Here is a 26,050-nt window from a genome sequence, read left to right as displayed (position 1 = left end):
TACCACATCACGGACTTAAGGAGGTGTGTCTCGTGGCTAAAAAAGTAGATTCAGTTGTAAAACTTCAAATTCCAGCAGGAAAAGCAAATCCCGCACCACCAGTTGGACCGGCATTAGGTCAAGCAGGTATTAATATCATGGGATTTTGTAAAGAGTTTAACGCTCAAACCCAGGATCAAGCTGGTATGATTATTCCAGTAGAAATCACGGTGTATGAAGACCGTTCATTTACATTTATTACGAAAACTCCACCAGCAGCAGTGTTGCTTAAAAAAGCAGCTGGTATTGAAACTGCGTCAGGTGAACCAAATCGTAACAAAGTGGCAACACTTAAACGCGATAAGGTTAAAGAAATCGCAGAATTAAAAATGCCAGACTTAAATGCTGCTGATGTTGAAGCTGCAATGCGTATGGTCGAAGGTACTGCACGTAGTATGGGTATCGTTATCGAAGACTAATCTCACAGCGTTGTACAAAAGCGTAAGGTTGCGGTAGTGGAGAAATGCTTCATCCCCCCGCAACCTTTATCTTTGAGGTTTAGTTAGGAAGAATGGAACGAGTCTGCAGGATGTCAATCGTTTCAGCGGTTTGAGTCGGGTAATCTTACGTAATGAGATTGTCCTCCAACCGCACGGGAGAAATCCCGTTTAATAATCTAACTTTTCCGCTTAAGTAAGTGGGAGGTATAACCGTTAAAACCACAAAAGGAGGAAATAAAAATGGCAAAGAAAACAAAAAAACAACAAGAAGCATTAAAACTTGTTGACCGTACAAAATTGTACGATGCAAAAGAAGCTTTAGAATTAGTACAAAAAGCTTCTACAGCAAATTTTGACGAAACAGTTGAAGCTGCATTCCGTCTTGGAGTAGATCCGAAGAAAGCAGACCAGCAAATCCGTGGAGCGATGGTGCTACCACACGGTACAGGTAAAACACAAACAGTTCTTGTATTCGCAAAAGGGGATAAAGCGAAAGAAGCAGAAGCTGCTGGAGCTGATTATGTAGGAGATCAAGACTTAATCAACAAAATCAACCAAGGTTGGTTCGAATTTGATGTAGTTGTAGCAACTCCGGACATGATGGCTGAAGTAGGTAAGCTTGGTCGTGTATTAGGACCAAAAGGACTTATGCCAAACCCTAAAACAGGAACAGTTACTTTCGAAGTAGAAAAAGCTGTTAATGAAATTAAAGCAGGTAAAGTAGAATACCGTGTAGATAAGCAATCAAATATTCACGTACCAATCGGTAAAGTATCATTTGATCTTGATAAGCTTGTTGACAACTTTAATGCATTAGCAGAGACTGTTGTAAAAGCAAAACCACAAGCTGCAAAAGGTACGTATATTCGTAATGTAGCAGTTTCATCTACTATGGGGCCTGGTGTTAAAGTAGATTCATCCACATTTGCTAAATAATTTACTTGACTTTCGTTAAAAGGTTTATTATAATTCTTAAGGGTCAAGTTGACTATTTTTTAAAAAATAATACATTATACCGTAGACAGTAGGTGCTTCTTGAGCTTAATATCCTACCGAGGTGTGTCTGATATAATTAACAGAAACCCACTTATGGGTTTACTGTGTACAGTCATAAACCTCCATGTCTACTATAGGCATGGAGGTTTTCGTTTTGTACGGACGGTATAATGATCGCGTTCTAGGAGGTGGAATCATGTCAAAGGTTATTGAACAAAAGAAACAAGTTGTTTCTGAAATTGCGGAAAAACTTCGCGAAAGCCAATCAACGATCCTTGTAGACTACAGAGGTCTTGATGTTGCAGAGGTAACAGAATTGCGTTCACAATTACGTGAAGCAGGCGTGGAATTTAAAGTGTATAAAAACACAATGACTCGTCGTGCGGTTGAAGAGGCTGAACTTACAGGTTTGAACGATATTTTAGTAGGACCTACAGCTATCGCATTCAGTAAAGACGATGTTGTCGCTCCGGCAAAAGTTATAAATAACTTTGCGAAAGAGCATGAAGCATTAGAAATTAAAGGTGGCGTGGTTGAAGGATCAGTGGCAACTCTTGATCAAATTAAAGAACTTGCAGATCTTCCAAACTACGAAGGAATGCTTTCTATGCTACTCAGCGTACTACAAGCACCAGTACGAAACTTTGCATATGCGACAAAAGCTGTTGCAGAGCAAAAAGAAGAGCAAGGTGCGTAAGAGTTTTTTATCAGAAGACAAATTATGTTCGTAAAATAATATAAACAATTAGGAGGAATTGAACATGTCTAAAGAGCAAATTATTGAAGCAATCAAAGAAATGTCTGTTCTTGAATTAAATGACTTAGTAAAAGCAATCGAAGAAGAATTTGGAGTAACTGCAGCAGCTCCTGTAGCTGTAGCAGGTGGAGCAGCTGGTGGAGATGCAGCAGCTGAACAAACTGAATTTGATGTAGTACTTGAAAGTGCTGGATCTTCTAAAATCAAAGTGGTTAAAGCAGTTCGTGAAATCACTGGTCTTGGACTTAAAGATGCTAAAGATCTTGTAGACAACGCACCAGGAGCAATCAAAGAAGGCGTTGCTAAAGAAGAAGCAGAAGAAATGAAAGCTAAGCTAGAAGAAGCTGGCGCATCAGTAGAATTAAAATAAGAATGACTCACAAAAAAGCTCGCTATGAATAATGGCGAGCTTTTCTTTAACAACAAAGGATTTTTTTAATCTGTATACAAAACATACACTGGGGACTAACTCTCCCGAGGATTTACACATTACTGTCCAAGAGAGTGCTCTAATACCGCTCCGGCAGAATATTCCGCTTTCCGTGGGCACGGCTTCAGCTCGTGCTGTTCTCACAGGAGTCTCCATATTCTGCCTCCGCTAATTTTAGTGTTCTGACTATGATAAGAATAGGATTTAGGAAACTATACTTTCGGATTTCCTGTTATTTTATTAGAATACTATGTTAAGCAGCGGAAAAAATGCGAGACTCCTGTGGGAAAGGAACAGTCTGAGGACCCCGCAGTCAAGCGTACTTTGCTTGTTGAGGAGGCTGAAGCGTTCCCCTGCGGAAAGCGAGTATTTTTTCCGCTGCGACGGGTTAGCACTCGGTTATAATCCACGGGAGAAATCCTTTCGCGGTTTGTATCTAAAGAAATGAGATTTAAGAATGGAAGGTTGGTGTGGAAATGGATCAGTATTTTTCGCAGTCACCTGATGTAGAGAGTGATCCGCAAACGTGGAGTTATCAACTAAGGGGACAGACATTTACTTTTACAACAGATAATGGTGTTTTTTCGAAGAACGAAGTCGACTTCGGTTCGTGGGTTCTTATTGAAGCCTTTCGTCCACCTGATTTAGATGGCCCTATATTAGATATCGGTTGTGGTTATGGTCCCATTAGTATTTCTTTAGCTGCAGCATTTCCCGAGCGAACAGTTATCGGAGTAGATGTAAATAAAAGGGCATTGAAATTAGCAGAAAAGAATGCCGAACAAAATAAAATTGCCAATGTTTCCTTTAAAGAAAGTGATATATTATCCAATGTAACAGATCGATCATTTGCAGCTATTTTGACAAATCCGCCGATCCGAGCAGGTAAACAGGTGGTACACAAAATGTTTGAAGAAGCTAAAAAAGCATTATTACCAAATGGTGAGTTGTGGGTTGTTATTCAAAAGAAACAAGGAGCGCCTTCCGCAAAGAAGAAGTTGATGGCTTTATTTAAAGAGGTGGAGGTAGTAACGAAAGAAAAAGGATATTTTATTTTTTGTGCAAAATAATTTGACTCTGAAAGGTGTTTGTGGTAGTATTGAAAAATGCCAATAGGACGGAAGGTTTGTCAAGGGAAAAATTGAAAAATGTATATTTTTTTAAAAAATAGGCAAAACTACTCAATATGATGATTTTTTTATAGCTTGACATCTTTGTGTTACTATCAACGGCTATTAGCTAATAGAGATTATCTACTTAACCTTTTTAGAATCCTTTTATTATTCTCCACAGTACTATTAGTAATTGAATAACATTTGCACCTTGCAAATGTCTATATAAAACTTGTGTCATATATGTTCACAAGTTTGTTCGGTATGTTAGCCGAACGAGTGTTTAACACTTACTAAATTTATACGATCTATAGAAAAATGTCAAATGCCTATAGTAAGTTTTGTATAAATGGTAAGTGTGGTTTCATTTGTGCTATTTTTATAGCAACTATCTTTAATATTGATCGAGGGGTGAATCAGTTGACAGGTCAACTAGTTCAATATGGACGACACCGCCAACGCAGAAGCTATGCGCGTATCAGCGAGGTATTAGAATTACCAAATTTAATTGAGATTCAAACTGCATCCTATCAATGGTTCTTAGATGAGGGCTTAAGAGAAATGTTCCAGGATATTTCTCCGATTGAGGATTTTGCCGGCAATTTGTCACTAGAATTTGTTGATTACAGCCTTGGAGAGCCAAAGTATCCAGTCGATGAATCCAAAGAAAGAGATGTAACATACAACGCTCCTCTTCGAGTAAAGGTTCGTTTATTAAATAACGAAACAGGTGAAGTGAAAGAGCAAGAAGTTTTTATGGGAGATTTCCCGTTAATGACCGAAACAGGTACCTTTATCATTAATGGTGCAGAACGTGTTATCGTTTCACAGCTTGTTCGTTCACCTAGTGTTTACTTTAACGAAAAGATTGATAAGAATGGAAAACGTGGCTATGGTGCTACTGTTATTCCAAATAGAGGTGCTTGGTTAGAATTCGAAACAGACGCAAAAGACGTTGTACACGTGCGTATTGATCGTACTAGAAAACTACCTATTACGGTCTTACTTAGAGCGCTAGGTTTCGGTGATGATCAAGAAATCTTAGAGTTATTCGGAGAAAACGAATATCTTAAAAATACGCTAGAAAAGGACAACACGGAAACAAGTGAAAAGGCACTGCTAGAAATTTATGAGCGCCTTCGTCCTGGTGAGCCGCCAACAGTAGAAAATGCTAAAAGTCTATTAGTTTCAAGATTCTTCGATCCGAAAAGATATGATTTAGCACATGTTGGTCGTTATAAAATAAACAAAAAATTACATTTAAAAAATCGTTTATTTAACCAGATCCTTGCCGAACCACTAGTGGATCCCGAGACAGGTGAAGTGATCGCGAATAAAGGAGATAAGTTAGATAGACGCTTGCTAGATAAAATCTTACCAATACTGGATTCTGATGAAAATCGTTTTGGTGAAAGAGTGCTCGAGCCTAATGAAGGTGTTTTAGAGGATCCAATCCGCGTGCAGTCAATTAAAATTATGGATCCGACTGACCCTGAAGGAGAAAGAACACTTACAGTATTAGGTAATTGTAATGTTGACGAGGGAATTAAAAACATTACGCCTGCAGATATTCTTTCTGCCATCAGTTATTTCTTTAATATCTTGCATGAGGTTGGAGATACAGACGATATTGACCACTTAGGAAATCGACGTCTTCGCTCAGTAGGAGAATTATTACAAAACCAGTTCAGAATTGGTTTATCACGTATGGAACGTGTGGTTCGTGAGAGAATGTCTATTCAGGATACATCTTCGATCACACCGCAACAGTTAATTAATATACGTCCGGTCATTGCATCTATTAAAGAGTTCTTTGGTAGTTCGCAGTTATCACAATTCATGGACCAAACGAATCCATTAGCAGAGCTGACGCATAAAAGACGTTTATCTGCATTAGGGCCAGGAGGTCTTACTCGTGAACGTGCAGGTTTTGAAGTGCGTGACGTTCACTATTCACACTATGGTCGTATGTGTCCAATCGAGACACCTGAGGGTCCAAACATTGGTTTAATTAACTCGTTATCATCTTATGCGAAAGTAAATAAATTTGGTTTCATTGAAACGCCATACCGCAGGGTAGATCCAGAGACAGGTAAAGTTACTAATCAAATGGATTACTTGACAGCTGATGAAGAAGATAATTATGTTGTGGCCCAAGCAAACGCCACACTAAATGAAGATGGTACATTTGCTGACGAGGAAGTAATTGCAAGATTCCGTGGTGAAAACACGATTGTCAAACGTGAAAAAATAGATTATATGGATGTTTCACCTAAGCAGGTTGTATCAGCTGCGACAGCATGTATTCCTTTCTTAGAGAATGATGACTCTAACCGTGCGTTAATGGGAGCGAACATGCAGCGTCAAGCAGTACCGCTTATGCAGCCTAAATCTCCGATTGTCGGTACAGGAATGGAGTATGTATCAGGTAAAGACTCTGGTGCAGCAGTTATCTGTAAGCACGAAGGTATTGTTGAGCGAGTAGAGGCGAAGGAAGTTCTTGTTCGTCGTATAACCGAAGTAGACGGAAAAGAAGTGGAAGGTGACTTAGATCGCTATCGTCTACAGAAATTCGTTCGTTCCAACCAAGGTACCTGCTATAACCAACGCCCAATTGTATCAAAGGGTGATCGTGTAACAAAAGGTGAAATTTTAGCGGACGGTCCTTCGATGGAAAAAGGTGAATTGGCTTTAGGTCAGAACGTACTTGTCGGATTTATGACCTGGGAAGGTTATAACTACGAAGATGCGATCATTATGAGTGAGCGCCTTGTAAAAGATGATGTATATACTTCTATTCATATTGAAGAGTATGAATCGGAAGCACGTGACACGAAATTAGGACCTGAAGAAATCACGCGTGATATTCCTAATGTAGGGGAAGATGCTTTGCGTGACTTAGATGAACGAGGTATTATCCGAGTAGGTGCTGAGGTAGAAGATGGTGATCTACTAGTTGGTAAAGTTACACCAAAAGGGGTCACAGAATTATCAGCTGAAGAGCGTTTATTACACGCAATCTTTGGTGAGAAAGCACGTGAGGTTCGTGATACATCACTTAGAGTACCTCATGGAGCAGGCGGTATCGTATTAGATGTTAAGATCTTTAACCGTGCTGATGGTGATGAATTACCGCCAGGTGTAAATCAGCTAGTTCGTGTATATATCGTTCAAAAACGTAAGATACACGAAGGCGATAAGATGGCAGGTCGTCACGGTAATAAAGGGGTAATTTCGAAAATTTTACCTGAGGAAGATATGCCATTTTTACCAGACGGTACACCAATCGATATCATGTTAAACCCATTAGGGGTACCATCCCGTATGAACATTGGTCAGGTTTTGGAGTTGCACTTAGGTATGGCGGCAAGACAGCTTGGCATTCATGTTGCATCACCAGTATTTGACGGTGCGCGTGAAGAAGATGTATGGGAAACATTAGAAGAAGCAGGTCTGCCACGAGATGCCAAAACGATCCTTTATGATGGACGTACAGGTGAGCCTTTCGATAACCGTGTATCTGTAGGTGTGATGTATATGATCAAGCTGGCACACATGGTTGACGATAAGTTGCATGCTCGTTCAACAGGACCTTATTCACTAGTTACGCAACAACCACTAGGTGGTAAAGCCCAATTCGGTGGTCAGCGTTTTGGTGAAATGGAGGTATGGGCATTAGAGGCCTATGGTGCTGCTTATACATTACAAGAAATCTTAACGGTTAAATCCGATGACACCGTTGGTCGTGTAAAAACTTATGAAGCGATCGTTAAGGGAGATAATGTTCCTGAGCCTGGAATTCCAGAATCGTTCAAAGTATTGATTAAGGAATTGCAAAGTCTAGGTATGGATGTGAAAATGTTGTCTGGAGATGAACAGGAAATCGAACTTCGTGATGATGAAGAAGATGAATCACAATCAGCAGATAACTTTAATCTGGAAATCGAAGAAACTACTAGTTAATAAACTTATTATATTCAAACCCGAATCCTCTAGTTAGAGATGATCGGGTGAGAATAGTCTATAAAGTGACACGCTCATCAGGGTGGGGTGAACCCCACCATTGATGGTTAGTGAAACTTATCAGGAAGTTAGCGTCCATTATCCCCACTTTGCTTATTTGAATATGGAAGTGGGGTTTACGGACGTTAGCGCCGTGATAAAACTTGAAGTGAACGAAAACCCAAAGACTAAAAGGGAGGTTTACCCCTTGTTAGATGTGAATAATTTTGAATATATGAAAATCGGATTAGCTTCACCAAACAAAATCCGTTCATGGTCATTTGGTGAAGTCAAAAAACCTGAAACTATTAACTACCGTACATTAAAACCGGAGAAAGATGGTCTGTTTTGCGAGCGTATCTTCGGTCCACAAAAAGATTGGGAATGTCATTGTGGTAAGTATAAGCGTGTAAGGTATAAAGGTGTCGTATGTGATCGCTGTGGTGTGGAAGTAACAAAAGCGAAAGTACGTCGTGAGCGAATGGGTCACATTGAATTAGCTGCTCCTGTATCACATATTTGGTATTTCAAAGGGATTCCAAGCCGAATGGGCTTAGTATTAGATATGTCGCCTAGGGCACTGGAAGAAGTTATTTATTTTGCTGCATATATCGTAACAGACCCAGGTGATACAGCTTTAGAGAAAAAACAATTATTGTCTGAGAAGGAATATCGTGCTTATCGTGATAAATATGGTAATTCCTTCAAAGCCCAAATGGGTGCGGAAGCCATCAAGAAAATTCTACAAGATATTAATCTTGATAAAGAAGTAGAAATCTTACGAGAAGAATTAAAATCTGCACAGGGTCAACGTAGAACTCGTGCAATCAAACGTTTAGAAGTGCTAGAAGCATTCCGTAATTCAGGTAATGATCCAAGCTGGATGATTATGGACGTTCTGCCTATCATTCCGCCAGAGTTAAGACCTATGGTGCAATTAGATGGTGGACGTTTCGCGACGTCTGATTTAAATGATTTATACCGTCGTGTAATTAACCGTAATAATCGTCTGAAACGATTGTTGGATCTTGGAGCACCTAGTATTATCGTGCAAAATGAAAAACGTATGCTCCAGGAAGCGGTAGATGCGTTGATCGATAATGGACGTCGTGGCCGTCCGGTAACTGGACCGGGTAACCGTCCGTTAAAATCTTTATCCCATATGTTAAAAGGGAAACAAGGTCGTTTCCGTCAAAACTTATTAGGTAAACGTGTTGACTATTCAGGTCGTTCCGTAATCGTCGTTGGTCCACATTTGAAGATGTATCAATGTGGTCTGCCGAAGGAAATGGCTGTAGAGTTATTCAAGCCGTTTATCATGAAAGAATTAGTAGAGCGTGGCTTAGCGCATAATATTAAATCAGCAAAACGGAAAATTGAGAGATTACATGAAGAAGTATGGGATGTATTAGAAGATGTTATTAAAGAGCATCCGGTATTACTAAACCGTGCACCAACTCTTCACCGTTTAGGTATTCAAGCATTTGAACCGACACTTGTCGAAGGACGCGCCATTCGCTTGCATCCACTTGTATGTACGGCATATAACGCAGACTTTGACGGTGACCAAATGGCAGTACACGTTCCATTATCAGCAGAAGCACAAGCAGAAGCACGCATTCTAATGCTGGCAGCACAAAACATCCTAAATCCGAAAGATGGTAAGCCAGTTGTTACGCCATCACAGGATATGGTGCTTGGAAACTACTACTTAACAATGGAACGAGAAAATGCTATCGGAGAAGGTATGGTGTTTAAAGACTTAAATGAGGCATTAATAGCCTACCAAAATGGCTTTGTGCACTTGCACACACGTGTTGCGATTCAACCATCTTCTCTAAATAAAGAAGCATTTACGGAAGAACAGAAAAATAAATTAATGATTACAACAGTTGGTAAGCTAATCTTTAATGATATGCTTCCAGAAACATTCCCATATATGAACGAACCAACGCAACAAAACTTAGAAGTGGCAACACCAGATAAGTATTTTGTTGAGCCTGGAGTGAATATTACAGAGGAAATCGCCAAACGCGACCTTATATCACCATTCAAGAAAGGAATTCTTGGGGATATCATTGCGGAAGTATTCAAGAAGTTCAAGATTAGTGAAACGTCAAAAATGCTAGACCGTATGAAAGATTTAGGTTTTGCTTATTCGACGAAAGCTGGTATTACCGTAGGTGTATCTGACATCGTCGTGCTTGCTGAAAAAGAAGAGATTTTAGCAGAAGCACAAGATAAAGTAGATAAAGTATTGAAACAATTCCGTAGAGGTTTAATTACCGATGAGGAACGCTATGACCGTGTCATTTCTATATGGTCACAGGCAAAAGATACTATCCAAGATAAATTGATGAAATCCTTGAACCCACGTAACCCGATCTTTATGATGAGTGACTCTGGTGCACGTGGTAACGCATCTAACTTTACACAGTTAGCAGGTATGCGTGGATTAATGGCAAACCCGGCTGGCCGAATTATTGAATTACCGATCAAGTCAAGCTTCCGTGAAGGCTTAACGGTACTAGAATACTTTATTTCTACACACGGTGCTCGTAAAGGTCTTGCCGATACAGCCCTTAAGACAGCAGACTCTGGTTATTTAACAAGACGTCTGGTCGATGTTGCGCAGGATGTGATTATCCGTGAAGAAGACTGTGGAACAGATCGTGGTTTAACTGTATCTGCTATTAAAGAAGGTACAGAAATGATCGAACCGCTTATCGATCGTCTGATCGGTAGAACAGCATTCCAAAATGTGAAGCATCCTGAAACAAATGAGATGATCGTTGCAAAAAATGAAGTCATCTCTGAAGATACCGCAAAAGAAATTGTGGAAGCAGGAATTGAAGAAGTAAACATTCGAACTGTCTTCACATGTAACACAAAACATGGTGCATGTAAAAAATGTTATGGTCGTAACCTGGCTACTGGTGAAGAAGTAGAAGTAGGCGAGGCAGTTGGTATCATCGCTGCTCAATCTATCGGTGAACCAGGTACACAGTTAACGATGCGTACATTCCACACTGGTGGGGTAGCAGGTAGCGATATTACCCAAGGTTTACCGCGTATCCAAGAAATCTTCGAAGCGCGTAATCCAAAAGGTCAGGCAGTTATTTCCGAAATTTTCGGTACTGTCGAAGATATAACGGAAGTGAAAGACAAACAAGAAGTGGTTGTTCGAGGTGCGGTTGAAACAAAAACATACACAGCACCTTATGGTTCACGACTTAAAGTTTCTATCGGTGATGAGGTAGAAGCAGGTCAGGCGTTGACAGAAGGGTCTATCGATCCAAAAGAACTCTTAAAAGTTAAAGGTATAGACGGTGTACAATCTTATCTATTGAAAGAAGTACAGAAAGTATATCGGATGCAAGGGGTGGAAATCGGTGATAAACACGTCGAAGTAATGGTACGACAAATGCTTCGCAAAGTACGTGTTGCTGATTCCGGAGATACAGAAGTTTTACCAGGATCACTATTGGAAATCCATCAGTTCAAAGATGCGAACAAACAAGCGTTAGTAACTGGTGGTCAACCGGCAGTTGGTCGACCGGTATTACTAGGTATTACAAAAGCATCTCTTGAGACAGATTCATTCCTATCAGCTGCTTCTTTCCAAGAGACGACAAGAGTCTTAACAGATGCAGCGATTAAAGGAAAACGAGATGAATTACTTGGTCTCAAAGAAAATGTGATTATTGGTAAACTTGTTCCTGCAGGTACCGGTATGCAACGTTATCGCCGTATCCAGGAAAAATTAAAAGTTGACCCTGCTCAAGTAGAAGAGACAGATTCAGAAGAAGTAATTCAATAAGAAAAGTCGATATCTACTTGTTCAATAATAAAATTGGATTGCCTGCCAATTATGCAGGTAATCCACCTTTTACATTTACTTGATAGAAAACAAGGGCGAAACACTTTAAATATTTATTTATTTTTATAAATAAAAGTTGACATTGAATTTTTGTGATGATAGTATATTTAAGGTGCTTCCGTTATCCTTGTTACTTTGGAGGATATGCAGATGTCTTATGAAAAAGTGGCACAGGTAAATACTGAAAAGATAATCGGAACGAAACAAGTCTTAAAAGCCATTAAAAATGGTCATGCGAAAGAAGTGATCATTGCTAGTGATGCAGATGCGCATATTACTAGTAAAGTTTTGCAAGTTGCATCTGAACATAATGTTCCTTTTTCCTATGTTGATTCTATGAAAGAGCTTGGGAAAGCTTGCGGAATAGATGTTGGTGCAGCAACTGTAGTGATCAAACAATAAAGTTTTGGCAATTTTTTGCGAAGACTTTGTTTTTTGCTCTATTATGAACCACCTGGATGTGTGGTATTACATCTTAAGAAAAGAGAGGAGGAAAAATAGATGCCAACTATTAATCAATTAGTGCGTAAAGGTCGTGTGTCTAAGGGTAAAAAATCAGACTCACCTGCTTTAAATAAAGGGTACAATAGCCGTAAAAAAATTGCGACTGATCAATCTTCCCCGCAAAAGCGTGGTGTATGTACTCGTGTAGGGACATTAACACCTAAAAAGCCGAACTCTGCACTTCGTAAATATGCACGTGTTCGTTTGTCAAACCAAATCGAGGTTACAGCTTATATTCCTGGAATTGGTCACAATCTACAAGAACACAGTGTTGTGTTGATTCGTGGTGGTCGTGTAAAAGACTTACCAGGGGTGCGTTATCATATCGTACGTGGTGCACTTGATACTTCAGGTGTTGAAGGACGTATGCAAGGTCGTTCAAAATACGGTGCGAAAAGACCTAAAAAATAAACTTTTCTTAATAAAAAACATAATAGAAAGGAGGGGAAGATATGCCACGTAAAGGACCAGTACCAAAGCGTGATGTCTTACCAGATCCGTTATATAATTCAAAACTTGTTACACGTTTAATCAATCAAATCATGATTGATGGAAAAAGAGGTAAAGCACAAAAGATTCTTTATCGTGCTTTCGAATTAGTTCAGGAGCGTAGCGGACAAAACGCTATGGATGTATTCGAACAAGCTATGAAAAACGTTATGCCTGTACTTGAAGTACGTGCACGTCGTGTTGGTGGTTCCAACTACCAAGTACCAGTTGAGGTTAGACCAGAACGTCGTCAAGCATTAGGATTACGTTATATTGTTAACTATTCTCGCCTTCGCGGTGAAAAAACAATGGAAGAGCGTTTAGCGAATGAAATTCTAGATGCTTCAAATAATACAGGTGCATCTGTTAAAAAACGCGAAGATATGCACAAAATGGCAGAAGCGAACAAAGCATTTGCTCACTATCGCTGGTAATCATCAAACTAACAATATTTCAAGTAGGAAGGAGAAAGATTCATGCCTAGAGAGTTCTCCTTGGAGAAAACACGTAATATCGGTATCATGGCCCACATCGATGCTGGTAAAACAACTGCAACAGAACGTATTTTATTCTATACGGGACGTATCCACAAAATTGGGGAAACACACGAAGGTGCTTCTCAAATGGACTGGATGGAGCAGGAACAAGAACGCGGTATTACCATTACCTCTGCAGCAACAACTGCTCAGTGGAAAGGCCACCGTATTAACATCATCGATACACCTGGACACGTAGACTTCACTGTTGAAGTTGAGCGTTCATTACGTGTACTTGATGGTGCGGTAGCTGTATTAGATGCACAGTCTGGTGTAGAACCGCAAACAGAAACAGTATGGCGCCAAGCAACAACATACGGTGTACCACGTATTGTTTTTGTAAACAAAATGGACAAAATCGGAGCTGATTTCCTTTATTCAGTAGGAACATTAGGAGATCGCTTAGGAGCTAATGCTCACCCGGTACAACTTCCAATCGGTGCTGAAGATGACTTCGAAGGAATCATTGACCTTATCACTATGGAAGCTTACTACTACCTTGATGATCTAGGAACTCGTGCAGAAGCGAAGCCGATTCCAGATGAGTACAAAGAACAAGCCGAAGAGTATCGTACAAACCTTGTTGAAGCAGTAGCTGAATTAGATGAAGATCTAATGGAGCGTTACTTAGAAGGTGAAGAGATCTCTAACGATGAGTTAAGAGCAGCTGTACGTAAAGCTACATTAAGTGTTGAATTTTATCCTGTATTCTGTGGATCTGCTTTCAAGAACAAAGGGGTACAATTATTAATCGACGGTGTTGTTGATTACTTACCATCACCATTAGATATACCTCCAATTGAAGGTATTGTTCCAGGTACTGAAGAAGAAGTAGTACGTAAAGCGGACGATAAAGAGCCTTTCTCTGCGTTAGCATTTAAAGTAGCTACTGACCCATTTGTAGGTAAACTTACATTCTTCCGTGTGTATTCTGGCTCATTAAAATCTGGCTCATACGTGAAAAACTCTACGAAAGATAAACGTGAACGTGTAGGTCGTATCCTACAAATGCACGCAAACTCTCGTGAGGAAATTGCTGAGGTTTACGCTGGAGACATCGCTGGTGCTGTTGGACTTAAGGACACTGGTACAGGGGATACGCTATGTGATGAAAAGAGCTTAGTTATCCTAGAATCAATGGAATTCCCTGAGCCGGTTATTTCAGTAGCAATCGAGCCTAAGTCAAAAGCAGACCAGGACAAAATGGGTATTGCATTAGGTAAACTTGCAGAAGAAGACCCTACTTTCAGAGCTGAAACAGATCAGGAAACTGGTCAAACAATTATCTCAGGTATGGGTGAACTACACCTTGATATTATTGTGGATCGTTTGAAACGAGAGTTTAAAGTAGAAGCTAACGTTGGTGCTCCACAAGTATCTTACCGTGAAACATTCCGTGGTTCAGCGGAAGTGGAAGGTAAATTCGTTCGCCAATCTGGTGGTCGTGGGCAATATGGTCACGTTTGGGTGAAATTTGAACCTAACGAAGAAGGTGCCGGTTTCGAGTTTGTTAATAAAATCGTTGGTGGTGTAGTACCACGTGAATACATTCCATCTATTGAGGCTGGTATTAAGGAATCAATGGAAAATGGTGTACTTGCTGGATACCCATTAATCGATGTAAAAGCAACACTTTTCGATGGAAGCTATCATGATGTTGACTCTAACGAGACAGCATTTAAAGTAGCAGCATCAATGGCACTTAAAGCTGCCAAAAACAAATGTAACCCTGTCATTCTTGAACCGATGATGAAGGTTGAAGTAGTTATCCCTGAAGAATACATGGGAGACATTATGGGTGATGTAACTTCTCGTCGTGGACGTGTAGAAGGTATGGAAGCTCGTGGATCAGCACAAGTTGTTAAAGCATTTGTTCCACTTGCTGAAATGTTTGGTTATGCTACTGCGCTTCGTTCAAACACACAAGGTCGCGGTACTTATACAATGCACTTTGATCACTATGAAGAAGTTCCTAAGAGTGTGGCGGAAGAAATTATTAAGAAAAATGCTGGTGAATAATTGATTTTTTTCGCAATCTAAAGTATAACTTGTATTATAGGCTTAGATAACTATTGTCTAAGCCGAGATACATGAAAATATAAAAACTTTTTACTTAATTAAAGGAGGAAATATACATGGCTAAAGAAAAATTTGACCGTTCCAAAGACCACGTTAATATTGGTACTATTGGACACGTTGACCATGGTAAAACAACTTTAACTGCAGCAATTACAAACGTTCTTTTCAACAAATATGGTAGCGGGGAAGCTCGCGCATATGACCAAATCGATGGTGCTCCTGAAGAAAAAGAACGTGGAATCACAATCTCAACAGCACACGTTGAATATGAAACAGAAAGCCGTCACTATGCACACGTTGACTGCCCAGGTCACGCTGACTATGTTAAAAACATGATCACTGGTGCTGCACAAATGGACGGAGCTATCCTTGTAGTATCTGCTGCGGATGGTCCAATGCCACAAACACGTGAGCACATCTTACTTTCTCGTCAAGTAGGGGTACCTGCGATCGTTGTATTCTTAAACAAATGTGACATGGTAGATGACGAAGAGCTTCTAGAACTAGTTGAAATGGAAGTACGTGATCTATTATCTGAATATGATTTCCCTGGCGATGATGTACCAGTAATCAAAGGTTCAGCTCTTCAAGCACTTGAAGGTGACGAAAAGTATGTGAATGCAATTCTTGAGCTTATGGATGCAGTTGATGAGTATATCCCTCGTCCAGACCGCGATACTGAAAAACCATTCATGATGCCAGTTGAGGACGTATTCTCAATCACTGGTCGTGGTACTGTTGCAACAGGACGTGTTGAGCGTGGTGTTGTAAAAGTAGGTGACGAAGTAGAAATCATCGGTCTTGCTGAAGAAGCTTCTAAAACTACTATCACAGGAGTAGAAATGTTCCGTAAGCTTCTTGACTATGCAGAAGCTGGTGACAACATTGGTGCACTTCTTCGTGGTGTTGCACGTGAAGAAATCAACCGTGGTCAAGTATTAGCAAAGCCTGGTACAATTACTCCACATACAAAATTTAAAGCGGAAGTTTATGTACTTTCTAAAGATGAAGGTGGACGTCACACGCCATTCTTCTCTAACTATCGTCCGCAATTCTATTTCCGTACAACTGACGTAACTGGTGTTATCGAGTTACCAGAAGGTGTGGAAATGGTAATGCCTGGTGATAACATCGAAATGACAGTATCTCTTATTTCTCCTATCGCGATCGAGGATGGAACTAAATTCTCAATCCGTGAAGGTGGACGTACAGTAGGTGCTGGTGTCGTAGCAGAAATCATGGAGTAATCCATGAAAATATAAAAAGCAGGTAGCCAAGCGCTACCTGCTTTTTGGTTTATACCAAAGCTAGCTACTAAATATAGTAAGGATTATGTTCGGTAAACTGCTATATCTCTATGTATTAATTTTGAAATGAGGATAGATTTTCATTACCGCTCCGGCCGATTGCTTCGCTTTCCGTGGGGACGGCTTCAGCAAATTTTAAAAAATAAATTGCATTTATTTTTTAAAATGGATCTTCAGCTCGCCCTGTTCCCACAGGAGTCTACGCAATCGACCTCCGCTAAATTACTATACACAGATTATGACAGTTAATACTTTGAATCTATGTACCTAAACGTTACATGAGATGTAGAACTTATAATAGTGGAGGCCGCCCGCTTCAACTCCTGTGGGACTGTTTTCTCTGAAGATCCACTTTTCCAAAGCGACTTTTGCTTGGAAAAGTTAGCTGAAGAGAAAACCCCACGGAAAGGCAAGCGGGCAGCCGGAACGAATTTCAGGCAGAACATATATTTCAAAATTACTCCAATATAAAAGTCTACTGAACATAATCCATATTATCAGTATGACATGTAGTATTTTCGTTGGAAATGTGTGTAAGGTTTATTTGAATATTGTCTATTAAATTAGTTCCGTATTATGTACTAAAAAAATCTTAAAAAATATGCATAAAATGTTGCATTCGCCTTCGAAATTCTATATAATAAACAATGTTGGTCATAAAAACAGGCGATGATGCGGAAGGTTGTTGGCACACCCGGCCCCTTTGCCATGGCTAGTGTGTTAAGGAATTTTCGCGGAGAATGTCTATTATCTAAATGGGCGAAAAGGAGGGAAAATAATGGCAAAAGAAAAAATTAGAATTCGTTTAAAAGCGTATGATCACCGTATTTTAGATCAGTCTGCAGACAAAATCGTAGACACAGCAAAAAGATCTGGCGCAGGAGTTTCAGGTCCAATTCCGTTACCAACGGAAAAATCAATCTATACGATCTTGCGAGCAACTCACAAGTATAAAGACTCTCGTGAGCAATTCGAAATGCGCACACATAAACGTCTAATTGATATTGTGAGTCCAACACCAAAAACGGTAGATGCTCTAATGCGTCTTGATTTACCGTCAGGTGTAGATATTGAAATTAAACTATAATATAAATTTACCATTCTAGGAGGTGTAACGGATGACGAAAGGAATCTTAGGTCGCAAAGTTGGCATGACTCAGATTTTCTCAGAAGAGGGCGAATTAATCCCAGTAACAGTTGTAGAAGCTGAACCAAACGTTGTGCTACAAAAGCGTACAGAAGAAAATGATGGCTATGAAGCAATCCAAATTGGTTTTGCTGACGGAAAGAAAAATCGTACAAATAAACCAGAGCAGGGACATGCTGAAAAAGCAAATACTACTCCTAAGCGCTTCGTTCGTGAAATCCGTGACGTAAATCTTGATGAATATGATTTAGGTCAAGAGATAAGCGTAGAGGTTTTTGAAGCAGGAGATAAAATTGATGTAACAGGTACTTCTAAGGGGAAAGGTTTCCAAGGTGCAATCAAGCGCCATAATCAACAACGTGGACCAGAAAGTCATGGTTCTCACTACCACAGAGCTCCAGGTTCAATGGGAGCTGCCGCTGACCCAGCGAGAGTTTTTAAAGGTAAAAAACTTCCTGGTCAAATGGGTGGACAACAAATTACTATTCAGAACTTAGAAGTAGTTAAAGTAGATGCAGAGCGTAACCTTCTATTAATCAAAGGAAACGTTCCTGGTGCAAAAAAATCATTCGTGAAAATTACGAGTGCAGTAAAGGCTAACTAATTATTAATTGAAGGGAGGATATGTCATGCCTAAAGTAGCACTATATAATCAAAGTGGATCACAAGTTGGTGATGTAGAAATCAACGATGCAGTATTCGGAATCGAACCAAATGAACATGTACTACATGATGCTGTTTTAATGCAGCGCGCATCTTTACGCCAAGGTACACACGCGGTAAAAAACCGTTCTGATGTACGTGGTGGTGGACGTAAACCATGGCGCCAAAAAGGAACAGGTCGTGCACGTCAAGGTTCAATTCGCTCGCCACAATGGGTAGGTGGTGGAACTGTATTCGGACCAACACCAAGAAGCTATAGTTATAAACTACCTAAGAAAGTACGTAGATTAGCGCTTAAATCTGCTCTTTCTTCTAAGGTGAAAGAAGATAGCTTAGTAGTTCTAGAAGGAATTGCTATTGAAACACCAAAAACAAAAGAAGTTGTTTCAATGCTTTCTTCATTAAACGTGGATGCAAAAGCATTAATCGTAACAGCTGACAAGGATGAAGTATTAGCGAAATCTGCTAACAATCTTCAACATGTTAAAGTATTAACTGTAAGTGAAGTAAATGTATTAGACTTGCTTACGCATGACAAGCTGATCTTAACAAAAGAAGCAGCTGAAAAAGCAGGGGAGGTGCTTGCATAATGGCAGATGCACGTGATATTATTAAGCGCCCAATCATTACTGAACACTCTGCGGATTTAATGGCAGAAAAAAAATACACTTTTGAAGTAAGTAAGGAAGCGAACAAATCACAAATCAAAGATGCAGTAGAAGAAATCTTTGGTGTGAAAGTCGTAAATGTAAATACATTGAACAAAAAAGGTAAGTTCAAGCGTATGGGACGTTATGGCGGATATCGCCCTAACCGAAAAAAAGCAATTGTTCAATTATCTGAAGACAGTAAAGAACTAGATTTCTTTGAATCGATATAATCTGACTAATAAAGGAGGGAAAACAGATGGCGATTAAAAAGTATAAACCAACTTCTAATGGTCGTAGAGGTATGACGGTATCAGACTTCGCAGAAATTACAACTGATCAGCCGGAAAAATCTCTACTTGCACCATTAAGCAAACGTGGTGGTCGTAACAATCAAGGTAAGTTAACAGTTCGTCATCAAGGCGGTGGACACAAGCGTAAGTATCGTATAATCGATTTTAAACGTGACAAAGATGGAATACCAGGCAAAGTTGCTACAATCGAATACGATCCAAACCGTTCTGCAAACATCGCATTAATCCATTATGCTGATGGAGAGAAACGCTATATCATTGCACCAAAAGGTATTCAAGTAGGTCATGAAATAGAATCTGGACCGAATGCAGATATCAAATTAGGAAATGCTTTACCACTTGGAGATATTCCAGTAGGTACAATCATTCATAACATTGAATTAAAACCAGGTCGTGGTGCTCAGTTAGCAAGATCTGCAGGTGCTCAAGCACAAATCTTAGGTCGTGAAGGTAAATATGTATTAGTGCGTTTAGCTTCTGGTGAAGTACGTCTAGTATTAGCAACTTGCCGTGCGACTGTAGGTCAAGTAGGTAACTTGGAGCACGAATTAATCAATGTAGGTAAAGCGGGACGTTCTCGTTGGTTAGGCAAGCGCCCAACAGTTCGTGGTTCTGTAATGAACCCTAATGATCACCCTCACGGTGGTGGTGAAGGACGTGCACCAATCGGACGTAAATCACCAATGTCACCTTGGGGTAAACCAACACTTGGTTACAAAACACGTAAACGTAACAAACAATCTGATAAATTTATTGTACGTAAACGCAAAAAATAACGGGGTTGAACGACGGGCGTTAATTCCCGTCCGACAATCGCGAAGGGAGGCTTATCCATGGGTCGTAGCTTAAAAAAAGGACCTTTCGCAGATGACCATTTATTGAAAAAAATCGACAAGTTAAACGAGGATGACAAAAAGACAGTAGTGAAGACTTGGTCTCGTCGTTCTACAATTTTTCCTAGCTTTGTCGGTCATACGATTGCGGTATATGATGGTCGCAAACATGTGCCAGTATACGTGACAGAAGATATGGTTGGACACAAATTAGGTGAATTCGCTCCAACTCGTACGTATAGAGGGCATGCTGGAGATGACAAGAAAACAAAACGTTAATTGAGAGGAGGTACTCCTAATGCAAGCAAAAGCTGTTGCAAAATCAGTTCGTATTGCTCCTCGTAAAGTCCGCCTAGTGATCGATTTAATTCGCGGCAAAGAAGTAGGAGAAGCAATTGCGATTTTAAAACATACACAACGCGGTGCATCACCAGTTGTGGAGAAATTATTAAACTCTGCGATCGCGAATGCAGAGCACAATTATGAATTGAATCCAGATAATTTAGTAGTGTCAGAAGCGTTTGTAAACGAAGGTGTTACATTGAAACGTTTCCGCCCACGTGCACAAGGTCGTGCAACACAAATCAATAAAAGAACTAGCCACATTACAGTGGTTCTATCTGAGAAAAAGGAGGGATAATCTGTGGGTCAAAAAGTAAATCCAACTGGTCTTCGTGTAGGAGTTATTCGTGATTGGGAATCAAAGTGGTATGCAGGTAAAGATTATGCAGACCTTTTACATGAAGATATTAAAATTCGTGAATATATTGAAGAACGATTAAAAGATGGTGCTGTATCTAAAGTTGAAATCGAAAGAGCAGCAAATCGTGTTAACATCTCCATCTCTACAGCTAAACCAGGTATGGTCATCGGTAAAGGTGGTTCTGAAGTAGAAGCTCTACGTAAGTCACTTAACCAACTTACTGGTAAAAGAGTACACATTAACATTGTGGAAGTGAAAAAAGCTGATTTAGATGCTAAATTAGTTGCAGAAAATATCGCTCGTCAATTAGAAAACCGTGTATCATTCCGTCGTGCACAAAAGCAAACGATCCAACGCGCAATGCGTGCAGGTGCGAAAGGTATTCGTACACAAGTATCAGGTCGTCTTGGCGGTGCAGATATGGCAAGAGCGGAAAGCTATAGCGAAGGAACTGTTCCACTTCATACTTTACGTGCAGATATCGATTATGGAACTGCAGAAGCAGACACAACTTACGGTAAACTAGGTGTTAAAGTATGGATTTATCGTGGAGAAGTCCTTCCAACGAAAAACAATAAATAAGGAAGGGGGCAAGCATTATGTTAATGCCAAAACGTGTAAAACATCGTAAGCAACATCGTGGTAATATGAAAGGTAAAGCGAAAGGCGGTACACAAGTAGCATTTGGTGAATACGGTCTTCAGGCTGTTGAAGCTTCTTGGATTACTAGCCGTCAAATCGAAGCAGCTCGTATAGCGATGACTCGTTATATGAAGCGTGGTGGTAAAGTTTGGATTAAAATTTTCCCAGATAAACCTTATACAGCTAAGCCTCTTGAGGTTCGTATGGGTTCCGGTAAAGGTGCTCCTGAAGGATGGGTAGCAGTAGTAAAGCCAGGTAAGATAATGTTTGAGATTGCAGGTGTATCGGAAGAGGTAGCGCGTGAAGCACTTCGTCTGGCATCTCATAAATTACCAATCAAAACGAAATTCGTAAAAAGAGAAGAAATTGGTGGTGAAATCAATGAAGGCTAATGAAATTAGAGAACTAACCACTGCCGAAATTGAACAAAAGATTAAGTCATTAAAAGAAGAGCTTTTCAACTTGCGTTTCCAACTTGCAACAGGTCAATTGGAAAATACAGCACGTCTACGTGAAGTTCGTAAATCAATTGCACGTATGAAGACTGTTGTTCGCGAAAGAGAGCTAAGCGTAAATAACGGATAATAAAGGAGGTTAGCCTCAGATGAGTGAGCGTAATAATCGTAAAGTCTATACTGGACGTGTCGTATCTGACAAAATGGATAAGACTATCACTGTTTTAGTTGAAACATATAAATTTCACAGTTTATATGGCAAACGTGTTAAATACTCAAAAAAATTCAAAGCACATGATGAAAACAATCAAGCCAAAATTGGTGATGTTGTTCGCATCATGGAAACTAAGCCACAATCTAAAACAAAACGTTTCCGTTTAATAGAAGTTGTGGAAGAAGCAGTAATTATTTAATAAAGTTCGCTCGGATAAGTTCCGAAGGGAGGGTGCACGAATATGATCCAACAAGAATCTCGTTTAAAAGTAGCAGATAACTCTGGTGCTCGTGAGGTACAAGCGATTAAAGTATTAGGCGGTTCTGGTCGTAAGACAGCGAACGTTGGTGATGTAATTGTTTGCTCTGTGAAACAAGCAACACCAGGGGGCGTTGTTAAAAAAGGTGAAGTAGTAAAAGCAGTAATCGTACGTTCTAAAAGTGGAGTAAGACGTAAAGACGGTTCTTATATTCGATTTGATGAGAATGCAGCTGTCATCATTCGTGATGACCAAAGTCCAAGAGGTACTCGTATTTTTGGACCAGTTGCACGTGAATTGCGTGATGCGAAATTCATGAAAATCGTATCTCTAGCTCCAGAAGTATTATAAGCACGTTACGGAAAAACCGTGTAAGGAGGTGCGGATAGCATGCATGTCAAAAAAGGTGATAAAGTACAAGTAATTTCAGGCAAAGATAAAGGAAAGCAGGGTACTGTTTTAGCTGCATTTCCGAAAAAAGATCGTGTGCTTGTAGAAGGTGTTAATGTTGTGAAGAAACACGCAAAACCTTCTCAGGAAAACCCACAAGGTGGTATCTTGAATCAAGAAGCAGCGATTCATGTATCAAATGTAATGCCATTAGATCCTAAGTCTGGCGAGCCAACTCGTGTTGGATATGAAGTACGTGATGGAAAGAAAGTTCGTATCGCTAAAAAATCTGGTGAATCTTTAGATAAATAGTCTTAGCGATGAAAGGAGGTTTACGTGATGAACACTTTAAAGGAAAAATACAATAATGAAATTGTTTCTTCATTAGTTGAGAAATTTAATTATAAATCAGTAATGGAAGTACCAAAGGTCGAAAAAATTGTTGTGAACATGGGTGTTGGTGATGCAGTACAAAACTCTAAGGCACTAGATTCTGCAGTAGAAGAATTGTCACAAATCACTGGTCAAAAACCTGTCGTAACAAAAGCAAAAAAATCAATCGCAGGCTTCCGCTTACGTGAAGGAATGCCAATTGGTGCAAAAGTAACATTACGCGGTGAGCGTATGTATGACTTCCTTCAAAAGCTTATTGATGTTTCACTACCACGTGTACGTGACTTCCGTGGTATTTCTAAAAAAGCATTTGATGGCCGTGGTAACTACACATTAGGTGTAAAAGAACAATTAATTTTCCCGGAAATTGATTATGACCAAGTAAACAAAGTAAGAGGGATGGACGTAGTTATTGTTACAACAGCTAATTCTGATGAAGAAGCTGCAGAACTCCTAACTCAACTTGGCATGCCTTTCCAAAAATAAGCGAAAAGCTCGTATAAGGAGGGAAAAGAGTGGCTAAAAAATCAATGATCGCAAAGCAGAAACGCAAAGCGAAATTCAAAGTACAAGAGTACACAAGATGTGAACGTTGTGGACGTCCGCACTCGGTAATCCGTAAGTTCAAGCTTTGCCGTATTTGTTTCCGTGAACTTGCATATAAAGGTCAAATTCCTGGTGTTAAAAAAGCAAGCTGGTAAATCCCCGAATAGGGAAGGAGGTAATGAGAAATGGTTATGACAGATCCAATTGCAGATATGCTTACTCGTATTCGTAACGCTAACATGGTCCGCCATGAAAAATTGGAGTTCCCAGCGTCGAATCTTAAGAAAGAAATTGCAGATATTCTAAAACGTGAAGGGTTTATCCGTGACTATGAATTTGTTGAGGATAACAAACAAGGAATCCTTCGTATCTTTTTGAAGTATGGTACAAACGATGAGCGTGTAATCACAGGTTTAAAAAGAATCAGTAAACCAGGTTTACGTGTTTATGCAAAAGCAGATGAGCTTCCTAAAGTATTAAATGGTTTAGGAATTGCGATCGTTTCTACTTCAAAAGGTGTATTATCTGATAAAGAAGCACGTGCACAAGCAATCGGTGGCGAAGTGCTAGCATATATTTGGTAAGTTATTCTCACAAGACAGGAGGTGTAGTAGATGTCTCGTATAGGTTTAAAACTTTTAGAAATTCCACAAGGCGTGGAAATTAAAGTAGATGGTAATAACGTAACAGTTAAAGGACCAAAAGGTGAATTAAGCCGTTCTTTTAACAGTGAAATGAAGATCAAAATCGAGGATAATGTATTGACTGTTGAGCGTCCAAGTGATAGCAAACAACATAAAGCATTACACGGTACAACTCGAAGCATCATCGGTAACATGGTCGAAGGTGTTCATAAAGGCTTCGAAAAAGCTCTTGATATCCAAGGTGTTGGTTACCGTGCACAATTACAAGGCAAAAAGCTTGTAGTTAATGCTGGTTATTCTCATCCGGTAGAAGTGGAACCAGTTGACGGAATTGACATTGAGGTTCCATCTAATACAAGAGTAGTGGTGAAAGGTATCGACAAAGAATTAGTTGGTGCTGTTGCAGCAAATATTCGCGCTATTCGCCCGCCTGAACCATATAAAGGTAAAGGTATCCGCTATGAAGGTGAATATGTACGTCGTAAAGAAGGTAAGACTGCTAAGTAAGGTTAGGTAGCAAGCAGAAAGGAGTGACCTAGATGATCACAAAGCCTGATAAAAATAGTGTACGTAAGAAAAGACATCAGCGTATCCGTAAGAATCTATTCGGAACTCAGGAGCGCCCTCGTCTAAACGTATTTCGTTCAAATAAACACATCTACGCACAACTAATCGATGACGTGAACAATGTAACATTAGTTAGTGCATCTACAGTAGATAATGAGTTAAACTTAGAAGCAACTGGTAATGTAGAAGCTGCAAAGCAAGTTGGCGAGCTTATCGCTAAACGTGCTATTGATAAAGGATTTAAAAATGTAGTTTTTGATCGTGGTGGATATTTATATCATGGTCGAGTTAAATCTCTAGCAGATGCTGCTCGTGAAGCAGGTCTTGAATTTTAATCAAAAAAGGAGGGACATATGTTGCGTACTAACATCGACCCAAACAAATTAGATTTAGAAGAACGCGTTGTAACAATCAACCGTGTAGCAAAAGTAGTAAAAGGTGGACGTCGTTTTCGCTTTGCTGCATTGGTAGTAGTTGGAGATAAAAATGGTCATGTAGGATTTGGTACAGGTAAGGCACAAGAGGTACCAGATGCTATTAAAAAAGCAATTGATGATGCAAAGAAAAACTTAATTACTGTACCGATCGTTGGTACTACTATTCCACACGAAATTCACGGACAATTCGGTGCTGGTAACATTCTAATGAAACCTGCAGTAGAAGGTACCGGGGTTATCGCGGGTGGACCTGTACGTGCCGTCTTAGAACTTGCTGGTGTAGGTGATATTTTATCTAAATCACTAGGTTCTAATACACCAATTAACATGGTTCGTGCTACAATTAATGGACTAAGCGAATTAAAACGTGCTGAAGAAGTAGCAAAACTTCGTGGTAAGTCTGTAGAAGAATTGTTAGGATAAGGAGGGAAAACAAATGTCTAATAAATTAGAAATTACCCTCAAACGCAGTGTCATCGGTAGATCCGAAGTACAAAAAGCTACTGTTCAAACACTAGGTCTTAAAAAGATGCATCAATCAGTAGTGCGTGAAGATACTCCTGTCGTGCGAGGCATGATTAACAAAGTATCACATTTAGTTGACGTAAAAGAAGTTTAATAAAAT

Annotated in this window: 32 protein-coding genes and 1 other annotated feature; all 32 genes read left to right on the top strand. The window is 39.8% G+C overall.

All coding sequences use genetic code 11. The features are described 5' to 3' along the window. Nucleotides 1-32 precede the first annotated feature (32 nt). The 32 genes from rplK (at nucleotide 33) to rpmD (ending at nucleotide 26,044) form a co-directional block, all read left to right on the top strand. Complete coding sequence (gene rplK / locus ACTNEP_RS17405; protein ID WP_441163248.1) at nucleotides 33-458, top strand: 50S ribosomal protein L11; 426 nt, start codon at nucleotides 33-35, stop codon at nucleotides 456-458. A gap of 261 nt (nucleotides 459-719) precedes the next feature. Further along, nucleotides 720-1,415, top strand: coding sequence for a 50S ribosomal protein L1 (gene rplA / locus ACTNEP_RS17400; protein WP_441163247.1), 696 nt, complete (start codon nucleotides 720-722; stop codon nucleotides 1,413-1,415). 61 nt (nucleotides 1,416-1,476) lie between these two features. Further along, nucleotides 1,477-1,636: a sequence feature (ribosomal protein L10 leader region), on the top strand. Nucleotides 1,637-1,671: 35 nt separating this feature from the next. Beyond that, nucleotides 1,672-2,172: a 50S ribosomal protein L10 gene (gene rplJ / locus ACTNEP_RS17395; protein WP_441163246.1), complete on the top strand. Its 501-nt coding sequence runs from the start codon at nucleotides 1,672-1,674 to the stop codon at nucleotides 2,170-2,172. Nucleotides 2,173-2,236: 64 nt separating this feature from the next. Next, complete coding sequence (gene rplL / locus ACTNEP_RS17390; RefSeq protein ID WP_441163245.1) at nucleotides 2,237-2,602, top strand: 50S ribosomal protein L7/L12; 366 nt, start codon at nucleotides 2,237-2,239, stop codon at nucleotides 2,600-2,602. Nucleotides 2,603-3,138: 536 nt separating this feature from the next. Next, on the top strand, nucleotides 3,139-3,732 hold the full coding sequence (locus ACTNEP_RS17385) for a class I SAM-dependent methyltransferase (protein ID WP_441163244.1): 594 nt from the start codon (nucleotides 3,139-3,141) through the stop codon (nucleotides 3,730-3,732). Between the two features lie 462 nt (nucleotides 3,733-4,194). Continuing rightward, a complete protein-coding gene (gene rpoB, locus ACTNEP_RS17380) occupies nucleotides 4,195-7,737 on the top strand; it encodes a DNA-directed RNA polymerase subunit beta (RefSeq protein WP_441163243.1) in 3,543 nt (1,180 codons plus the stop codon). A 247-nt stretch (nucleotides 7,738-7,984) separates the two neighbouring features. Further along, nucleotides 7,985-11,596 (top strand): DNA-directed RNA polymerase subunit beta', encoded by a 3,612-nt coding sequence (gene rpoC, locus ACTNEP_RS17375; RefSeq protein ID WP_441163242.1) that lies wholly within the window; start codon nucleotides 7,985-7,987, stop codon nucleotides 11,594-11,596. A gap of 210 nt (nucleotides 11,597-11,806) precedes the next feature. Continuing rightward, nucleotides 11,807-12,058, top strand: a complete 252-nt coding sequence (locus tag ACTNEP_RS17370) for a 50S ribosomal protein L7ae-like protein (RefSeq protein WP_441163241.1) — start codon at nucleotides 11,807-11,809, stop codon at nucleotides 12,056-12,058. A 99-nt stretch (nucleotides 12,059-12,157) separates the two neighbouring features. Beyond that, on the top strand, nucleotides 12,158-12,571 hold the full coding sequence (rpsL, locus tag ACTNEP_RS17365; protein ID WP_441163240.1) for a 30S ribosomal protein S12: 414 nt from the start codon (nucleotides 12,158-12,160) through the stop codon (nucleotides 12,569-12,571). Nucleotides 12,572-12,612: 41 nt separating this feature from the next. Continuing rightward, entirely contained in the window at nucleotides 12,613-13,083 is a 471-nt protein-coding gene (gene rpsG, locus ACTNEP_RS17360; protein WP_018934207.1) for a 30S ribosomal protein S7, read from the top strand. Between the two features lie 42 nt (nucleotides 13,084-13,125). Then, nucleotides 13,126-15,204, top strand: coding sequence for an elongation factor G (gene fusA / locus ACTNEP_RS17355; protein ID WP_441163239.1), 2,079 nt, complete (start codon nucleotides 13,126-13,128; stop codon nucleotides 15,202-15,204). Nucleotides 15,205-15,320: 116 nt separating this feature from the next. Continuing rightward, the gene (tuf, locus tag ACTNEP_RS17350) at nucleotides 15,321-16,511 is read left to right on the top strand and encodes an elongation factor Tu (RefSeq protein ID WP_441163238.1); all 1,191 of its coding nucleotides are present in this window, start codon (nucleotides 15,321-15,323) and stop codon (nucleotides 16,509-16,511) included. Nucleotides 16,512-17,349: 838 nt separating this feature from the next. Beyond that, the gene (gene rpsJ / locus ACTNEP_RS17345) at nucleotides 17,350-17,658 is read left to right on the top strand and encodes a 30S ribosomal protein S10 (protein WP_441163237.1); all 309 of its coding nucleotides are present in this window, start codon (nucleotides 17,350-17,352) and stop codon (nucleotides 17,656-17,658) included. Between the two features lie 31 nt (nucleotides 17,659-17,689). Next, a complete protein-coding gene (gene rplC, locus ACTNEP_RS17340; protein WP_441163236.1) occupies nucleotides 17,690-18,322 on the top strand; it encodes a 50S ribosomal protein L3 in 633 nt (210 codons plus the stop codon). Between the two features lie 25 nt (nucleotides 18,323-18,347). Continuing rightward, nucleotides 18,348-18,971 carry a 50S ribosomal protein L4 gene (gene rplD, locus ACTNEP_RS17335; RefSeq protein WP_441163235.1) on the top strand — a complete coding sequence of 208 codons (624 nt, stop codon included), beginning with the start codon at nucleotides 18,348-18,350 and terminating at the stop codon, nucleotides 18,969-18,971. Further along, nucleotides 18,971-19,261, top strand: a complete 291-nt coding sequence (rplW, locus tag ACTNEP_RS17330) for a 50S ribosomal protein L23 (RefSeq protein WP_441163234.1) — start codon at nucleotides 18,971-18,973, stop codon at nucleotides 19,259-19,261. Before rplD ends, rplW begins: the two co-directional genes overlap by 1 nt. A gap of 26 nt (nucleotides 19,262-19,287) precedes the next feature. Continuing rightward, on the top strand, nucleotides 19,288-20,118 hold the full coding sequence (gene rplB, locus ACTNEP_RS17325; RefSeq protein WP_441163233.1) for a 50S ribosomal protein L2: 831 nt from the start codon (nucleotides 19,288-19,290) through the stop codon (nucleotides 20,116-20,118). A gap of 57 nt (nucleotides 20,119-20,175) precedes the next feature. Further along, entirely contained in the window at nucleotides 20,176-20,454 is a 279-nt protein-coding gene (rpsS, locus tag ACTNEP_RS17320) for a 30S ribosomal protein S19 (protein ID WP_441163232.1), read from the top strand. A 19-nt stretch (nucleotides 20,455-20,473) separates the two neighbouring features. Next, nucleotides 20,474-20,815, top strand: a complete 342-nt coding sequence (gene rplV, locus ACTNEP_RS17315; RefSeq protein WP_441163231.1) for a 50S ribosomal protein L22 — start codon at nucleotides 20,474-20,476, stop codon at nucleotides 20,813-20,815. Nucleotides 20,816-20,818: 3 nt separating this feature from the next. Next, nucleotides 20,819-21,460: a 30S ribosomal protein S3 gene (gene rpsC / locus ACTNEP_RS17310; RefSeq protein ID WP_244741192.1), complete on the top strand. Its 642-nt coding sequence runs from the start codon at nucleotides 20,819-20,821 to the stop codon at nucleotides 21,458-21,460. Between the two features lie 17 nt (nucleotides 21,461-21,477). Further along, nucleotides 21,478-21,912, top strand: a complete 435-nt coding sequence (gene rplP / locus ACTNEP_RS17305) for a 50S ribosomal protein L16 (protein WP_441163230.1) — start codon at nucleotides 21,478-21,480, stop codon at nucleotides 21,910-21,912. Next, on the top strand, nucleotides 21,902-22,105 hold the full coding sequence (gene rpmC / locus ACTNEP_RS17300) for a 50S ribosomal protein L29 (RefSeq protein WP_035724125.1): 204 nt from the start codon (nucleotides 21,902-21,904) through the stop codon (nucleotides 22,103-22,105). Before rplP ends, rpmC begins: the two co-directional genes overlap by 11 nt. Nucleotides 22,106-22,124: 19 nt before the next feature. Then, complete coding sequence (gene rpsQ, locus ACTNEP_RS17295; protein ID WP_441163229.1) at nucleotides 22,125-22,388, top strand: 30S ribosomal protein S17; 264 nt, start codon at nucleotides 22,125-22,127, stop codon at nucleotides 22,386-22,388. Nucleotides 22,389-22,430: 42 nt separating this feature from the next. Beyond that, a complete protein-coding gene (gene rplN, locus ACTNEP_RS17290) occupies nucleotides 22,431-22,799 on the top strand; it encodes a 50S ribosomal protein L14 (RefSeq protein ID WP_441163228.1) in 369 nt (122 codons plus the stop codon). Nucleotides 22,800-22,838: 39 nt separating this feature from the next. Further along, nucleotides 22,839-23,150 carry a 50S ribosomal protein L24 gene (rplX, locus tag ACTNEP_RS17285; RefSeq protein ID WP_441163227.1) on the top strand — a complete coding sequence of 104 codons (312 nt, stop codon included), beginning with the start codon at nucleotides 22,839-22,841 and terminating at the stop codon, nucleotides 23,148-23,150. A gap of 27 nt (nucleotides 23,151-23,177) precedes the next feature. Beyond that, nucleotides 23,178-23,717, top strand: a complete 540-nt coding sequence (gene rplE, locus ACTNEP_RS17280) for a 50S ribosomal protein L5 (protein ID WP_441163226.1) — start codon at nucleotides 23,178-23,180, stop codon at nucleotides 23,715-23,717. Nucleotides 23,718-23,746: 29 nt separating this feature from the next. Then, the gene (gene rpsN, locus ACTNEP_RS17275) at nucleotides 23,747-23,932 is read left to right on the top strand and encodes a 30S ribosomal protein S14 (protein ID WP_441163225.1); all 186 of its coding nucleotides are present in this window, start codon (nucleotides 23,747-23,749) and stop codon (nucleotides 23,930-23,932) included. 30 nt (nucleotides 23,933-23,962) lie between these two features. Further along, complete coding sequence (gene rpsH / locus ACTNEP_RS17270) at nucleotides 23,963-24,361, top strand: 30S ribosomal protein S8 (protein ID WP_441163224.1); 399 nt, start codon at nucleotides 23,963-23,965, stop codon at nucleotides 24,359-24,361. A gap of 30 nt (nucleotides 24,362-24,391) precedes the next feature. Then, entirely contained in the window at nucleotides 24,392-24,928 is a 537-nt protein-coding gene (rplF, locus tag ACTNEP_RS17265) for a 50S ribosomal protein L6 (protein WP_441163223.1), read from the top strand. Nucleotides 24,929-24,960: 32 nt separating this feature from the next. Further along, nucleotides 24,961-25,323 (top strand): 50S ribosomal protein L18, encoded by a 363-nt coding sequence (gene rplR / locus ACTNEP_RS17260; RefSeq protein ID WP_441163222.1) that lies wholly within the window; start codon nucleotides 24,961-24,963, stop codon nucleotides 25,321-25,323. 18 nt (nucleotides 25,324-25,341) lie between these two features. Then, nucleotides 25,342-25,848 (top strand): 30S ribosomal protein S5, encoded by a 507-nt coding sequence (gene rpsE, locus ACTNEP_RS17255; protein ID WP_441163221.1) that lies wholly within the window; start codon nucleotides 25,342-25,344, stop codon nucleotides 25,846-25,848. 13 nt (nucleotides 25,849-25,861) lie between these two features. After that, nucleotides 25,862-26,044: a 50S ribosomal protein L30 gene (rpmD, locus tag ACTNEP_RS17250; RefSeq protein WP_441163220.1), complete on the top strand. Its 183-nt coding sequence runs from the start codon at nucleotides 25,862-25,864 to the stop codon at nucleotides 26,042-26,044. The last annotated feature ends 6 nt before the right edge of the window (nucleotides 26,045-26,050 follow it).

It is taken from the genome of Gracilibacillus sp. HCP3S3_G5_2 (genome assembly GCF_052063305.1).
Lineage (GTDB): Bacteria > Bacillota > Bacilli > Bacillales > Amphibacillaceae > Gracilibacillus.
This window is presented reverse-complemented; position numbering and strand designations above follow the sequence as displayed.